The organism is Xanthobacter pollutisoli (assembly GCF_040044995.1).
GTDB lineage: Bacteria > Pseudomonadota > Alphaproteobacteria > Rhizobiales > Xanthobacteraceae > Xanthobacter.
In genome coordinates, this window is record NZ_JBDZDP010000005.1 from 211,291 (window position 1) to 224,597 (window position 13,307).

Below are 13,307 nucleotides of genomic sequence, written 5' to 3' on the forward strand. Positions count from 1 at the left end.
CTCACCGCCCCGTCACCGGGTGCGCCGTCCCGGTCCCGCCAGCGCCCGCACGATGCTTGCCACCTGGTGGGCGGCGGCGGGAAAGCCGCGGCCGGTGTCGATCACGAAATGCGCGCGGCGGCGCTTGTCCGCATCGGGAATCTGCTTCGCCAGAATGGCGGCGAATTTCTCTTCCGTCATGCCCGGCCGCGCCATCACGCGCGAATGCTGCACAGCTTTCGGCGCGCTCACCACCGCCACCGCATCCACCCGGCCCTCGGAACCGGTCTCGAACAGCAGCGGGATGTCCAGAACGGCGAGCCGCGCCCCGTCCTGCCGCGCGCGGGCGAGAAAGGCCTTCTCCGCGCCCCGCACCAGGGGATGGACGATGGCCTCCAGGCGCTTGAGCGCCGCCGCATCGTTCAGCACGCGCGCGCCCAACAGGGCGCGGTCGATAGCGCCGTCGCGGGCAACGCCGGGAAAGGCCGCTTCCACCGGAGCCACTGCGTCGCCCCGGTAGAGGGCATGGACGGTCGCATCGGCGTCGTGCACCGGCACGCCCAGGCTGCGGAACAGGCCGGCGGTGGCCGACTTGCCCATGCCGATGGAGCCGGTGAGGCCGAGGATCCACATGGGTCTTCAGGCCTCCAGCTGGCCCTTGGCGCGCAGGTCCTCCACCAGCACGTCCCGCAGGTCGGCGGTGACCTCGGGCGTCACGCCGAACCAGCGGCGAAAGCCGGGCACGCCCTGATGCAGCAGCATGCCGAGCCCGTCGACCGTCCGGAAGCCGTGGGCAGCTGCCGCCTTCAGAAGCGGCGTCACCAGCGGCACATAGACGATGTCGCTCACCACCGACTCGGCGCGCAGCTTGCCAAGATCGAGGTCGAGGGGCGCCGACCCCTTCATGCCAAGCGAGGTGCAGTTCACCAGAATGTCCGCATCCCCCATCACCGTCTCGACCTGATCGAAGGCAAGGGGCCGGACGGAGGGACCGAAGAGGCGGGCGAGCACCTCGGCCCGCTCCAGGGTGCGGTTGGCCAGCACGACGCGGCCGAAGCCGCGGCCCACCAGCGCATGCACCACCGCGCGCGAGGCGCCGCCCGCGCCCAGCACCAGAGCGGTGCGGCGCTCGGCGTCCCAGCCTGGCGCGGTGGCGTCGAGATTGGCGGTGAAGCCGTAGCCGTCGGTGCTGGCACCGCACAGCCGGCCGTCCTCCAGCCACAGGGTGTTGGCCGCGCCGAGGGCGGCCGCGCTCTCGTCCGCCTCATCCAGCACGGAAAAGGCGATCTCCTTGTTGGGCGCGGTGACGTTGCAGCCGGCATAGCCGCGGGCGGCGAGGCTACGGTAGAAGTCCGCCGCCTCAGCGGCAGGCACCTCCTCGCGCGCATAGGCGCCATCGATGCCATAGGCCTTCAGCCAGTAGCCGTGCAGAAGCGGCGAGCGGGAATAGGACACCGGCTGACCGGTGATGCACACCCGCACCGTCACGGCAGAAGCCCCTGCTCGCGGAAGAAGGGCAGCAGCTGCAGCAGCGGCAGGCCGAGGATGGTGAAATGGTCGCCATCCACCCGCGTGAACAGATGGACCCCCACCGATTCGAGCTGGTAGGCACCGACCGACGTCAGCACCCGCGCGCCCGCCGCCGTAAGATAGGCACTGAGCGTATCGTCGGTGAGCGGCCGCATGGTGAGGAAGGCGCTCACCACGGTCTCGAACAGGATCTCCCCGTCACACGAGACCGCGACGGCCGAATGCAGGGCGTGGGTCTGACCGGCAAGCTCCAGCAGCTGGCGGCGCGCCACCTCCACCGTCTCGGGCTTGTGGAACAGGCGCGGGCCGAGCGCGAGGGTCTGGTCGGCTCCGAGCACCATGCGGCCCGGCGCGGCCCGGGAACCGGACAGCGCTTTGGCCCGCGCCAGCAGCAAGGCAATGCCTGCGGGATCCACATCCCCGGCGTCCGCCTGGAGCGCGCGCTCGTCCACGTCGGCTGCTACCGTTTCCACCGGCACGCCCGCGTGAACGAGAAGGGTCAACCGCGTCGCGCTCTTGGACGCGAGCACGAGCGGCTGTTCGCCACGCCACACGATCATCTCTCCATGTCTCGCGCAGGCCCCGCGGGGCGCGCAGAACTCATCCACCGGTTTGGCGCAAAGCCGCCGCCGGCTCAAGCCGACTGTTACGTCTCGGCTATGGTGCGACGCTTACGTTCGGCATAAAGGCCGAGGATCGTCGCGGCGGTCTCCTCGATGGAGCGGCGGGTCACGTCGATCAGGGGCCAACCGTTACGCGCGCACAGGCGGCGGGAAAAGGCGAGCTCCTCGGACACCGCCTCGCGATCGGTATAGGAGGTGCCGGTATCGCCGGCGTTCAGCCCCAAGAGGCGGTTCTGGCGGATTTCGACGATGCGCTCGGGGCTCGCCACCAGCCCCACCACCAGCGGCTTCTTCAGCTTCTCCACACCCGGCGGCAGCGGCACGTTGGGCACGAGGGGAATGTTGGCGGTCTTGATGCCGCGGTTGGCGAGATAGATGGACGTGGGCGTCTTCGACGTGCGCGACACGCCGAGCAGCACCACGTCCGCGTGCTCCAGATCATCCGTGAGATGCCCGTCGTCGTGCATCACGGTGAAGTTCAGCGCGTCGATGCGCTTGAAATAGCTGGCGTCGAGGGAGTGCTGGCCGCCGATGCGCGGCGTCGGCTCGCCGCCGAGATAGGATTGGAACAGCCGTACCACCGGCGCCAGCACCGACATGTGCGGCACCCCCAGCGCCTCGCAGCGCTGCCGCAGCCGGTCGCGCAGTTCCTTGTCCACCAGGGTGTAGAGCAGGATGCCGGGGTTGTTCTCCACCTCGTTCAGCACCCGCTCCAGCTGCTTCATGGAACGAATGAGGGGGTAGACGTGTTCGATGGGCAGGACGTTGGCATATTGCGCGCAGGCGGCCCGCCCCACGTTGATGAGGGTCTCGCCCGTGGCATCGGAAACAAGGTGCAGGTGGAAGTAGCTCTCGCCCGGTTTCGACGCACTCACGTTTGTCCACCGCTCCTGTGGAAGGCTGTTGAGGAAGGCACGCGCTGCGACGCTGCGCAAGGGCAGCCTTGGGACAAGTCCGAAATCCATCCACACGATGACCCTGCGGGAGAGCTTTCGGGCGCCTCCTGTGCGTCGATGTGGACGGGGGATTCGGGGACCGTCATTAATCCTTTGTTAACCGGCATTTCGTCGGCTTCGCATCCGCGGCAAGTGCGCGCCCTCGGAGGGGCGTGCCTGTGGATCGGTTGTCGAGGAGCCGGCAACTGGTTAATCAACCGTTAAGACACTAAAGACTCCCTACATTTAAAAATTATCTTCTTTATTGAAGGGACGGGATGGACCGCTCTGTGGCGACGCGATCGCCTTTCCGCCAATCGCCTTTCCTCGCGGTGCTCGACGGCGCCGTGGTCGACCCGCCGCCGTTCTGGATGATGCGGCAGGCCGGCCGCTATCTGCCCGAATATCGGCAGGTGCGGGCGGAGGCGGGCGATTTCCTCACCCTGTGCTACACGCCGAAGCTCGCCGCCGAGGTGACGCTCCAGCCCATCCGCCGCTACGGCTTCGATGCCGCCATCATCTTCTCCGACATCCTCGTGGTGCCCCACGCCCTCGGCGTCGGCCTCACCTTCGAGGCCGGGGAAGGCCCACGCCTCTCGCCGGTGACCGATGCCGCCGGGGTCGCGGCCCTCGCCGACCGGCTCGATCCCGCCAAGGTGGACCCGGTCTATGCCGCGATCGCGCAGGTGCGGGCCGTGCTGCCGGCCGAGACCGCTCTCATCGGCTTCTGCGGCGCCCCCTGGACGGTGGCGACCTACATGGTCGCCGGCCGCGGTACCGACGACCAGGCCCCCGCCCGCCTCATGGCGCTGCGGGAGGAGGCGCTGTTCCAGACCCTCATCGACCGCCTGGTGGAGGCCTCCATCACCCATCTCGCCGGGCAGGTGGCGGCAGGCGCGGATGCGGTGCAGATCTTCGACACCTGGTCCGGCGTGCTCGACCCCCACTCCTTCGGCCGCTGGTGCGCCGAGCCGCTGCGCCGCATCGTCGCGGGGCTGCGGGCGATCCACCCGGACGTGCCGGTGATCGCCTTCCCGAAGGGCGCGACGCTGGAGGCGCTGGAGCAGCTCGCCGATTGCGGCATCAACGCCATCGGCCTCGACTGGTCGGCGGACCGGGTCGCGGCGCGGCGGCGCCTCTCCGCCAAGGTGGCGCTCCAGGGCAATCTCGATCCGCTGCGCCTGATCGCCGGCGGGGCGGCGCTGGAGGAGGAGGTGGCGCGCATCCGTGCGGATTTCGCTGGCGCGCGGCATATCTTCAATCTGGGCCATGGCATCCGTCCCGAGACGCCGCTCGCCCATGTGGAGGCTTTGGTGGACGCCGTCCGCCGGAGCCGCTGAGCGGCGCGGGAAGGCGAAGGCCATGCTCTACGACTGGATCAAGGCGCTGCACGTCATCGCCGTCATCGCCTGGATGGCGGGCATGCTCTATCTGCCCCGCCTGATGGTCTACCACTGCGCCGCGCCGGTGGGCTCGGTGCAGTCCGAGACCTTCAAGGTGATGGAGCGGCGGCTGCTCAAGGCCATCATCAACCCGGCCATGGCGGTGACCTGGCTCGCCGGCCTGTGGCTGGTCTATGAGGGCGGCTGGTACCGCGCCGGCTGGTTTCACGCCAAGTTCGCGCTGGTGATCGCCATGTCGGCCGTGCACGGCATGATGTCCGGCTGGGTGCGGCAGTTCGCCGAGGACCGCAATGTGCGCTCCGCCCGATTCTACCGCATCGCCAACGAGGTGCCGACGGTTCTCATGATCGGCATCGTCATTCTTGTGGTGGTCAAACCGTTTTGATCGCCGCCTCATCCGCAAGGAGGACTTGCGCGGCATTGCCCGCGCGCCTATCTTGCCGGTGCTTTCCCGAACGCAGGCGAACGCGCTCCTTCATGTCCGGTGCCGTCATGGGTCCGGCCGGCGCGTCAGGCGGCAGGCTGCGTGCCCCGGCTTCCCCTGAAGACCTGCGATCCCGTCCCTCCCTCCACCAGCCGAATCCGATCGCCTGAGATCGGTACCGGCGCTCTCAAGATCCATCGAGGCTTTCCCTTATGCGGGAAGTGAAACTCCAAGACCTCAAGTCCAAGACCCCCGTCGAGCTCCTCGCCTTTGCCGAGGAGAACGAGGTGGAAAACGCCAGCACGCTTCGCAAGCAGGAGCTGATGTTCGCCATCCTCAAGCAGCTGGCGGCGAGCGAAACCGAAATCATCGGCGAAGGCGTCGTCGAGGTGCTGCAGGACGGCTTCGGCTTCCTGCGCTCGCCCGAGGCCAATTATCTGCCCGGTCCGGACGACATCTACGTCTCCCCCTCCCAGATCCGCCGCTTCGGTCTTCGGACCGGCGACACGGTCGAGGGCCAGATCCGCTCGCCCAAGGAAGGCGAACGCTATTTCGCGCTGCTCAAGGTCAACACGATCAATTTCGAAGACCCCGAGAAGACGCGCCACAAGATCAATTTCGACAACCTGACGCCGCTCTATCCCGACGAGCGGCTGAAGCTGGAGCACGACGAGCCGGCGGGCTCCAAGAAGGATTTCTCGCCGCGCATCATCGACATCGTGGCGCCCATCGGCAAAGGCCAGCGCGGCCTCATCGTCGCCCCGCCCCGTACCGGCAAGACGGTGCTGCTCCAGAACATCGCCAAGTCCATCACCGCCAACCATCCGGAGTGCTTCCTGATCGTGCTGCTCATCGACGAGCGGCCCGAGGAAGTCACCGACATGCAGCGCTCGGTGAAGGGCGAGGTGGTCTCCTCCACCTTCGACGAGCCGGCCGCCCGCCACGTGCAGGTGGCCGAGATGGTCATAGAGAAGGCCAAGCGCCTGGTGGAGCATGGCCGCGACGTGGTCATCCTGCTGGATTCCATCACCCGCCTCGGCCGCGCCTACAACACCGTGGTGCCGTCCTCCGGCAAGGTTCTGACCGGCGGCGTGGACGCCAACGCCCTCCAGCGGCCCAAGCGCTTCTTCGGCGCGGCGCGCAACATCGAGGAAGGCGGCTCGCTCACCATCATCGCCACCGCCCTCATTGAGACCGGCTCGCGCATGGACGAGGTGATCTTCGAGGAGTTCAAGGGCACCGGCAATTCGGAGGTCATCCTCGACCGCAAGGTGTCCGACAAGCGGGTGTTCCCGGCCATCGACATCACGCGCTCCGGCACCCGCAAGGAAGAGCTGCTGGTCCCCTCCGACACGCTCAAGAAGATGTACGTCCTGCGCCGCATCCTCAATCCCATGGGCACGGTGGACGCCATCGAGTTCCTGCTGGACAAGCTGCGCCAGACCAAGACCAACGGCGATTTCTTCGATTCCATGAACACCTGATCGGGATCTGCGATCAGCAGCTGGATCTGCGCCGGCCGGGCCCGTCCCGGCCGGCGCAACCGTTTCCAGGACAAAAGGGCAACGGCGCCGCCGCCGCGATTCGCCCCGCACCCGTTCCTCGGGCGTTCCGCGCGGTGCGTCCACCGTGTCAATTCAGGACAGTTCCTGAGGCCGGCCTTTGCGTTTGCGGGCGGTGATCTTATCTTCAAGGAAACGGCGGGCGCGGCCCGCACGGTTTCTTTTGAGGATTGGCCATGTTCATTCAGACGGAAACCACGCCGAACCCGGCGACGCTGAAGTTCCTTCCCGGCCGTTCGGTGCTCGGCGAAGGCACGCTCGACCTGCGCTCGTCGGAGGAAAGCGATCTTTCTCCCCTCGCCCAGCGGCTGTTCGATGTGCGCGGCGTGGCTGCGGTGTTCCTCGGCTCGGATTTCGTGACGGTGACCAAGTCGGAAGCCGAATGGCCGCAGATCAAGCCGGCCATCCTCGGCGCGATCATGGAGCATTACATGTCCGGCGCTCCGGTCCTGTCCGAGGGCGTGAAGCCCGACGTGACCGACGCCGACGAATTCTTCGAGGAGAAGGATGCCGAGATCGTCGCCACCATCAAGGAGCTGCTGGAGACGCGCGTGCGCCCGGCGGTGGCCAATGACGGCGGCGACATCACCTTCCGCGGCTTCAAGGACGGCACGGTCTTCCTCAACATGAAGGGCTCGTGCTCGGGCTGCCCGTCTTCCACCGCCACGCTGAAGAACGGCATCGAGAACCTGCTGAAGCATTTCGTGCCCGAAGTGCTCGAGGTGCAGGCCGTCTGAGCGGTAGCCGGAAGGTCCGCCCGTTACCGTGCTACGGCGGGATTAACCTTTCCGAAAGGTGAGCGCGCCCGGTTGCTTCCCCCCGCCGCGGTTTCGGTTGATCGTGGCGGGAACTGGGGCCTCCGCGTTCATGTACGTCCTTGCCATCGACACGGCGCTTGCCGCCTGCTCTACCGCGGTGCTCGACACCGATACGGACAGCATCGTTTCCGGTGATTCGCTCCTTATGGAGCGCGGCCACGCCGAGACGCTCATCCCGCTCGTCGAGCAGGTGATGGCCGCGGCAGGGCTGGATTTCGAGCATCTCGCGCGCATTGCCGTCACCATCGGTCCCGGCAGCTTCACCGGGCTCAGGGTCGGGCTTTCCGCCGCGCGCGGCTTTGGCCTCACCGCCAACCGGCCGGTGGTGGGCGTGACCACCCTCGCCTCCCTCGCCGCGCCCTATCTGGCGCAGGACGATGCGGTGCCGGTGGTGAGCACCATCGACGCCCGTCACGGCCACGTTTTCCTGCAGATGTTCGGCGTGGGCGGGCGCACCCTCATCGCGCCGCGCATCACCAGCGTGCGCGAGGCCGCCCGCTCGGTGGCCATCGGCGCGGTGCGGCTCGTGGGCTCGGGCGCCAATCTGGTGGCCGAGGCCTGGCCCTCCTCCGAGCAGCCGCCCCAATTGGTGGACGACACACCGGCCCCCGACGTCGCCTGGGTGGCGCGGCTCGGCGCCGTGGCGGACCCCGAAGCGGCCGAGCCCCGGCCGCTCTACCTGCGCCCGCCCGATGCCAAGCCGCAGGACAAGGCCCGCATCGCCCGCCGATGAAGCGCCTTCTCGAACGCCTCTTCCCGCCCCGGCCGCCGCTGCTGCGGGCGGCGACGGCGGCGGACATCCCCCATCTCGCCGCCATCCACGCCCGTGCCTTCGCCCGCGGGTGGGAAGTAGACGAGTTCGAGCGCCTTTTGGCCGACCGCGCGGTGCGCGCGCACGTTGCCGCCGCCGGGCCGCGCCGGGGACCGGTGGGTTTCATCCTCTCCCACGTTGTGCCCCCCGAGGCGGAGATCCTGACCGTGGCGGTGGTGACCGACCGGCGCCGCCGCGGCATCGGCCGCGCGCTGGTGGGCTTTCATCTCGCCCGCCTCGCCAGCGAGGGCGTCACCACCTCCTTCCTGGAGGTGGAGGCCGGCAACGCGGCGGCCCGCACCCTCTACACGCGGATGGGCTATCGCGAGGTGGGCCGGCGGCGGGGCTATTATGCCGGCGGTGGCGACGCGCTGGTGATGCGGCGCGATTTCTGAGCAGGGGCCTGAGGCGCCGTCGCCCCTTGCGGTCCACCGGCGGGGGCGCGATAAGGCTTCCCATTCCCGTCGGGTCGTCGCGGAGGGTCCCGCTTGAGCGGCAAGATCAGCGTCATCGAAGAAGCCTGCCTCGCCAAGGGCATGAGGATGACGGAGCAGCGGCGAATCATCGCCCGCGTCTTGTCCGGGGCGCAGGACCATCCCGACGTGGAGGAACTGCACCGCCGCGCGGTGGCGATCGACGACAACATTTCCATTTCCACGGTCTATCGCACGGTGAAGATGCTGGAAGATGCCGGCATCATCGAGCGCCATGATTTCGGCGACGGCCGCGCCCGCTACGAGCAGATGCCCGACGAGCACCACGACCACCTCATCGACCTGAGGTCCGGCCGGGTCATCGAATTCCGCTCGGAGGAGATCGAGGCGCTGCAGGAGGCCATCGCCCGCCGTCTCGGCTTCCGGCTGCGCGGCCACCGGCTGGAGCTCTACGCCGTTCCCCTCGACGAGGACGAGAAGCCGTGAGCGAGGCCGGCGGGCCACCCGGCGCGCCGGCTCCCGGCGACGGCGAGGGCATCGCCGATCTCGGCCCCGAGCGGCCGGCCCTGTCGCGCCTCCTCGACCGGCTGCGGATCGGCGCCATTCTGGCGGTGGTGGCGGTGGTCACCCTCGTCGGCATTCCGCTGCAATGGGTTTCGCTCAAGCTCGGGCTGGACACGCAGCGCCACATCCCGACCCTCTATCACCGCATCCTGCTGCGCCTCATCGGCGTGAGGGTGCGCGTGCACGGGGCCCCGGCCGCCGACCGGCCGCTGCTGCTCCTCGCCAATCATTCCTCCTGGCTCGACATTCCGGTGGTGGGATCGCTCACGCCGCTGTTCTTCGTGGCCAAGAGCGAGGTGGCCGGCTGGCCGCTGATCGGCCTCCTCGCCCGGTTCCAGCGCACGGTGTTCGTTGACCGCCAGCGCCGCCACGCCACCGGCGCGGTCAACCGCGAGATCGCCGAGCGGCTCGGCGCCGGCGATCCGGTGGTGCTGTTCGCCGAGGGCACGTCGAGCGATGGCAACCGCGTGCTGCCGTTCCGCACGGCGCTGGTCGGCGCGGCGCGGGAGGCCTTCGCCGCCGGTGCCGAGGTGACCGTCCAGCCCCTCGCCGTCGCTTATGTGCGCCTCCAGGGCCTGCCCATGGGCCGCCGTCACCGGGCGGTGGCCGCCTGGTTCGGCGACATGGACCTCGCGCCGCATCTCATGGACGTGCTGCGCCAGGGCGCCATCGACGTGGAGGTAGTGTTCGGCGCGCCGGTGCGCCTTGATGCCGCGCACGACCGCAAGAGCGTGACCCGGGCGAGCGAGGAGACGGTGCGGCGGCTCTGCGCCTCCGCCCTCGCCGGCCGCCCCAGTGCCCCCCTCTTGCCGGCCGCCGGCGGTTCGGCCATCCCTGCGCCATGACCTCGCTGACCGCGCTCGGCTTCGGCTATTGCGTTGCCCGCCTCGTTGCGGAGGATCACAGCGCTTTCAGCCGCATCGTCGGCACCGCCCGCACGGCGGACCGCGTCGCCGCCCTGCCGGCGAACGTCGAGGCCATGCTGTTCGACGGGGAACAGCTCAGCGATGAACTCGCCGCGGTCCTGCGCGAGACCCAGCTTCTCATCGTCTCGGCCCCGCCCGATGCCCGCGGCGACCCGGTGCTGCGCTGCGCCCGCGCCGTGCTGGAGCAGGGCCGGCTCCGACAGGTCGTCTATCTCACCACCCTCGGCGTCTACGGCAACCACGACGGGGGGTGGGTGGATGAGACCACGCCCCCGCGCGGCGGCAGCGCCCGGCTGGAGCGGCGGCTGCAGGCGGAGGCCGACTGGCTCGCTTTCGGCAAGGCGCGGGGCGTCGCGGTGTCGGTGCTGCGCCTCGCCGGCATCTACGGGCCCGGGCGCAACGCCCTGGAGCAGGTGCGGGCCGGCACGGCACGGCGCATCGACAAGCCGGGACAGGTGTTCAACCGCATCCATGTGGACGATATCTCGAACGCCATCCGGGCCGCCGCCGCCCTGCGCTTCAACGGCATCCTGAACGTCACCGACGATCTGCCCGCTCCGCCCGGCGATCCCATCGCCTATGCGGCGGAGCTGCTCGGCCGCGCGCCGCCGCCGCTCGTGCCGTTCGAGGAGGCGGCGCGCGAGATGAGCCCCATGGCGCTCACCTTCTGGTCGGGAAACAAGCGGGTCAGCAACGCCCGCCTCAAGGGCGAACTGGGCGTGATCCTGCGCTATCCCACCTATCGCGAGGGGCTGGCGGCGCTCGCCGCCTCCGCCTGAACACGCTCGAAGGTGAGATAGGTGGGGATGCGCCCCTCGGCGACCGCCTTCGCCTCGTAGCGGGTGCCGGGCCAGCCGGGAAAGGGCTGGCGCCAGTCGTCGGCGCGGGTGGCGGTCCAGCGGAAGGCGCCGTGGGTGCGCACCTGCGCCAGCGTCCAGCCCACATAATGCGGCACGTCGGACGCGAAGCGGAAGGTGCCGCCGGGCCGGATGGCGCGGGCGAGGCGGTCGAGATTGTCCGGCCGCACGAAGCGACGCTTCCAGTGCCGCTTCTTCGGCCAGGGATCGGGATAGAACAGGTCCGCGCCGTCGAGGCACCCCTGCGGCAGCCGGTCGAGCAGCAGCGCCGCGTCCTGGTCGAACAGGCGGATGTTGGAGAGCCCGCTGGCGTCGAGGTCCACCAGCATGCGGGCTAGGCCGTTCAGGAATGGCTCGACCCCGATGAAGCCGATGTTCGGCCGCGCCGCCGCGTGGGACAGCAGGTGCTCGCCGCAGCCGAAGCCGATCTCCAGCCACAGGCCGTCGACGGGATGGGGGAACAGGTCTTGGGGGGCGGCGGCTTCGGCGAGGTCGAAGCGCCGGGCGGGCAGGAGACGCGCCAGCGCGTCCTGCTGGAGGCCGCGCAGCGTCTTGCCGATGCGGCGGCCGTAGAAGGCGCCGCGCCGCTCGGGGTCTTCGGTCATGGACAGCATGGGGGCGAGATCGCGGCCCTCGGCCGCTGGCCCGGCGTCATGGGACGCCGGTGCCGTTTCCGGTGGCCGGCGCGTCAGGCGCAGGCGGCCTTCAGCGCGTCCACGAGGTCGGTCTTCTCCCAGGAGAAGCCGCCGTCCGCTTCCGGGGCGCGGCCGAAATGGCCGTAGGCGGAGGTGCGGGCGTAGATGGGCTTGGTGAGGCCGAGGTGCTCGCGGATGCCGCGGGGACGCAGGTTCATCACCTCGCGCAGCACCTTCTCGAGCTTCGCCTCTTCCACGTGGCCGGTGCCGTGCAGGTCCACATAGACCGCGAGCGGATCGGACACGCCGATGGCGTAGGCGAGCTGGATGGTGGCGCGGTCGGCAAGGCCGGCGGCGACCACGTTCTTGGCGAGGTAGCGCGCGGCATAGGCGGCCGAGCGGTCCACCTTGGTGGGATCCTTGCCGGAGAAGGCGCCGCCGCCGTGGGGCGCCGCGCCGCCGTAGGTGTCCACGATGATCTTGCGGCCGGTGAGGCCGCAGTCGCCGTCGGGACCGCCGATGACGAACTTGCCGGTCGGGTTCACGTGCCAGATGGTGGCGTCGGACACCCAGCCCTCGGGCAGGGTCTTCTTGATGTAGGGCTCGACGAGGGCCTGCACGTCGCGCGAGGTGAGGTTCTCGTCCAGGTGCTGGGTGGACAGCACGATCTGGGTGACGCCCACCGGCTTGCCGTCCTCATACTGCACGGTGACCTGGCTCTTGGCGTCGGGGCCGAGGGCGCGGGTCTCGCCCGAATGGCGGGCGTCGGCGAGGGTCTTGAGGATCTTGTGGGCGTAATAGATCGGCGCCGGCATCAGCTCTGGCGTCTCGCGCACGGCGTAGCCGAACATGATGCCCTGGTCGCCCGCGCCTTCATCCTTGTTGCCGGCGATGTCCACGCCCTGGGCGATGTCGGCGGACTGGGCGTGCAGCAGCACGTTGATGTCCGCATTCTCCCAGTGGAAGCCGTCCTGCTCGTAGCCGATGTCCTTGATGGCAAGGCGCGCGGCGTGGGACAGCAGGTCCTTGGTGATGGAGGAGGGGCCGCGGGTCTCGCCGGCGATCACCACCTTGTTGGTGGTGGCGAGGGTCTCGCACGCGACGCGGATCTGGCTGGGGTCCCAGCCTTCGGTCTCCGCCGTGCGGAAGAAAGTGTCCACGACCTCATCCGAGATCCGGTCGCAAACCTTGTCCGGATGGCCTTCGGAGACGGATTCGCTGGTAAAAAGATACGACTGACGCGCCATGTCTCGGTCCCCGTACGCCCGCGCCGCGTTGCGGTCTCCCCTTTTGTGGCAACGCAGCAGCGGGCGGTCAAGGTTGGCATTGCGAAATCGTTCGACAAAACGAACGTTCAGGTTTCGGTCTCTCCGGCGATGGCGATCACCAGATCCACGATGCGCCGGCGCACGCGGGCGTCGGAAATGCGCATGAAGTTCCGCGTCAGGGTCAGGCCGTCGGAAGTCGCGAGGAAGTCGGAGACGTAGGCCGGGGACTGTTCCTCGGAGAAGCCTTCGCCCTCCGGACCGACCACGGGCGCGCCCTCGAAGAAGAAAGCAACGGGAACACCAAGCACGATGGAGATCTGCTGCAGACGGCTCGCGCCGATGCGGTTCGTGCCCTTCTCGTACTTCTGAATCTGCTGGAAGGTGATTCCGAGGTGCTCGCCCAGCTTTTCCTGGCTCATTCCCACCATCATCCGCCGCATGCGGACGCGTGAGCCGACGTGTTTATCGATAGGGTTCGGCGCCTTCTTGACCATGGTCTCTCCGGCTATGTCGGAAAAGATTGTTCGATACTTCGCAA

Annotated in this window: 16 protein-coding genes; 9 read left to right on the forward strand and 7 right to left on the reverse strand. The window is 68.8% G+C overall.

Features of this window, described 5'->3' with window-relative positions; all coding sequences use genetic code 11:
- Positions 1-12 precede the first annotated feature (12 nt).
- The 4 genes from coaE to ABLE93_RS13275 form a co-directional block, all read right to left on the reverse strand.
- Entirely contained in the window at positions 13-612 is a 600-nt protein-coding gene (gene coaE / locus ABLE93_RS13260; protein WP_348840291.1) for a dephospho-CoA kinase, read from the reverse strand.
- A 6-nt stretch (positions 613-618) separates the two neighbouring features.
- Positions 619-1,467 carry a shikimate dehydrogenase gene (locus tag ABLE93_RS13265; protein ID WP_348840292.1) on the reverse strand — a complete coding sequence of 283 codons (849 nt, stop codon included), beginning with the start codon at positions 1,465-1,467 and terminating at the stop codon, positions 619-621.
- On the reverse strand, positions 1,464-2,069 hold the full coding sequence (locus tag ABLE93_RS13270; protein ID WP_348840293.1) for a Maf family protein: 606 nt from the start codon (positions 2,067-2,069) through the stop codon (positions 1,464-1,466). Before ABLE93_RS13270 ends, ABLE93_RS13265 begins: the two co-directional genes overlap by 4 nt.
- Positions 2,070-2,155: 86 nt before the next feature.
- On the reverse strand, positions 2,156-3,007 hold the full coding sequence (locus tag ABLE93_RS13275; protein WP_348840294.1) for a pyruvate, water dikinase regulatory protein: 852 nt from the start codon (positions 3,005-3,007) through the stop codon (positions 2,156-2,158).
- Positions 3,008-3,345: 338 nt separating this feature from the next.
- On the opposite strand from ABLE93_RS13275, the gene hemE reads away from it, so the two are divergent.
- The 9 genes from hemE to ABLE93_RS13320 all read left to right on the forward strand — a co-directional run bounded on the left by hemE (position 3,346) and on the right by ABLE93_RS13320 (position 10,788).
- On the forward strand, positions 3,346-4,407 hold the full coding sequence (hemE, locus tag ABLE93_RS13280; RefSeq protein WP_348840295.1) for a uroporphyrinogen decarboxylase: 1,062 nt from the start codon (positions 3,346-3,348) through the stop codon (positions 4,405-4,407).
- 22 nt (positions 4,408-4,429) lie between these two features.
- On the forward strand, positions 4,430-4,855 hold the full coding sequence (gene hemJ, locus ABLE93_RS13285) for a protoporphyrinogen oxidase HemJ (protein WP_348840296.1): 426 nt from the start codon (positions 4,430-4,432) through the stop codon (positions 4,853-4,855).
- Positions 4,856-5,106: 251 nt separating this feature from the next.
- Entirely contained in the window at positions 5,107-6,378 is a 1,272-nt protein-coding gene (rho, locus tag ABLE93_RS13290; protein WP_348840297.1) for a transcription termination factor Rho, read from the forward strand.
- Between the two features lie 254 nt (positions 6,379-6,632).
- Positions 6,633-7,193 carry a NifU family protein gene (locus ABLE93_RS13295; RefSeq protein WP_348840298.1) on the forward strand — a complete coding sequence of 187 codons (561 nt, stop codon included), beginning with the start codon at positions 6,633-6,635 and terminating at the stop codon, positions 7,191-7,193.
- Positions 7,194-7,323: 130 nt separating this feature from the next.
- The gene (tsaB, locus tag ABLE93_RS13300; protein ID WP_348840299.1) at positions 7,324-8,007 is read left to right on the forward strand and encodes a tRNA (adenosine(37)-N6)-threonylcarbamoyltransferase complex dimerization subunit type 1 TsaB; all 684 of its coding nucleotides are present in this window, start codon (positions 7,324-7,326) and stop codon (positions 8,005-8,007) included.
- Positions 8,004-8,480 (forward strand): ribosomal protein S18-alanine N-acetyltransferase, encoded by a 477-nt coding sequence (rimI, locus tag ABLE93_RS13305; protein WP_348840300.1) that lies wholly within the window; start codon positions 8,004-8,006, stop codon positions 8,478-8,480. Before tsaB ends, rimI begins: the two co-directional genes overlap by 4 nt.
- A 141-nt stretch (positions 8,481-8,621) precedes the next feature.
- The gene (locus ABLE93_RS13310; protein ID WP_510183021.1) at positions 8,622-9,005 is read left to right on the forward strand and encodes a Fur family transcriptional regulator; all 384 of its coding nucleotides are present in this window, start codon (positions 8,622-8,624) and stop codon (positions 9,003-9,005) included.
- Positions 9,002-9,928 carry a lyso-ornithine lipid O-acyltransferase gene (gene olsA, locus ABLE93_RS13315; protein ID WP_348840302.1) on the forward strand — a complete coding sequence of 309 codons (927 nt, stop codon included), beginning with the start codon at positions 9,002-9,004 and terminating at the stop codon, positions 9,926-9,928. The genes ABLE93_RS13310 and olsA overlap by 4 nt, the downstream gene beginning before the upstream one ends.
- Positions 9,925-10,788 (forward strand): SDR family oxidoreductase, encoded by an 864-nt coding sequence (locus ABLE93_RS13320; protein ID WP_348840303.1) that lies wholly within the window; start codon positions 9,925-9,927, stop codon positions 10,786-10,788. Before olsA ends, ABLE93_RS13320 begins: the two co-directional genes overlap by 4 nt.
- On the opposite strand, the gene trmB is transcribed toward ABLE93_RS13320, so the two are convergent.
- The 3 genes from trmB to ABLE93_RS13335 form a co-directional block, all read right to left on the reverse strand.
- Positions 10,749-11,471, reverse strand: a complete 723-nt coding sequence (trmB, locus tag ABLE93_RS13325) for a tRNA (guanine(46)-N(7))-methyltransferase TrmB (RefSeq protein WP_348840366.1) — start codon at positions 11,469-11,471, stop codon at positions 10,749-10,751. The two genes, ABLE93_RS13320 and trmB, sit on opposite strands and share 40 nt — an antisense overlap.
- Before the next feature lie 83 nt (positions 11,472-11,554).
- Positions 11,555-12,748, reverse strand: a complete 1,194-nt coding sequence (gene metK, locus ABLE93_RS13330) for a methionine adenosyltransferase (protein ID WP_348840304.1) — start codon at positions 12,746-12,748, stop codon at positions 11,555-11,557.
- A gap of 107 nt (positions 12,749-12,855) precedes the next feature.
- Positions 12,856-13,263, reverse strand: coding sequence for a helix-turn-helix domain-containing protein (locus ABLE93_RS13335; protein WP_348840305.1), 408 nt, complete (start codon positions 13,261-13,263; stop codon positions 12,856-12,858).
- Positions 13,264-13,307: the final 44 nt, after the last annotated feature.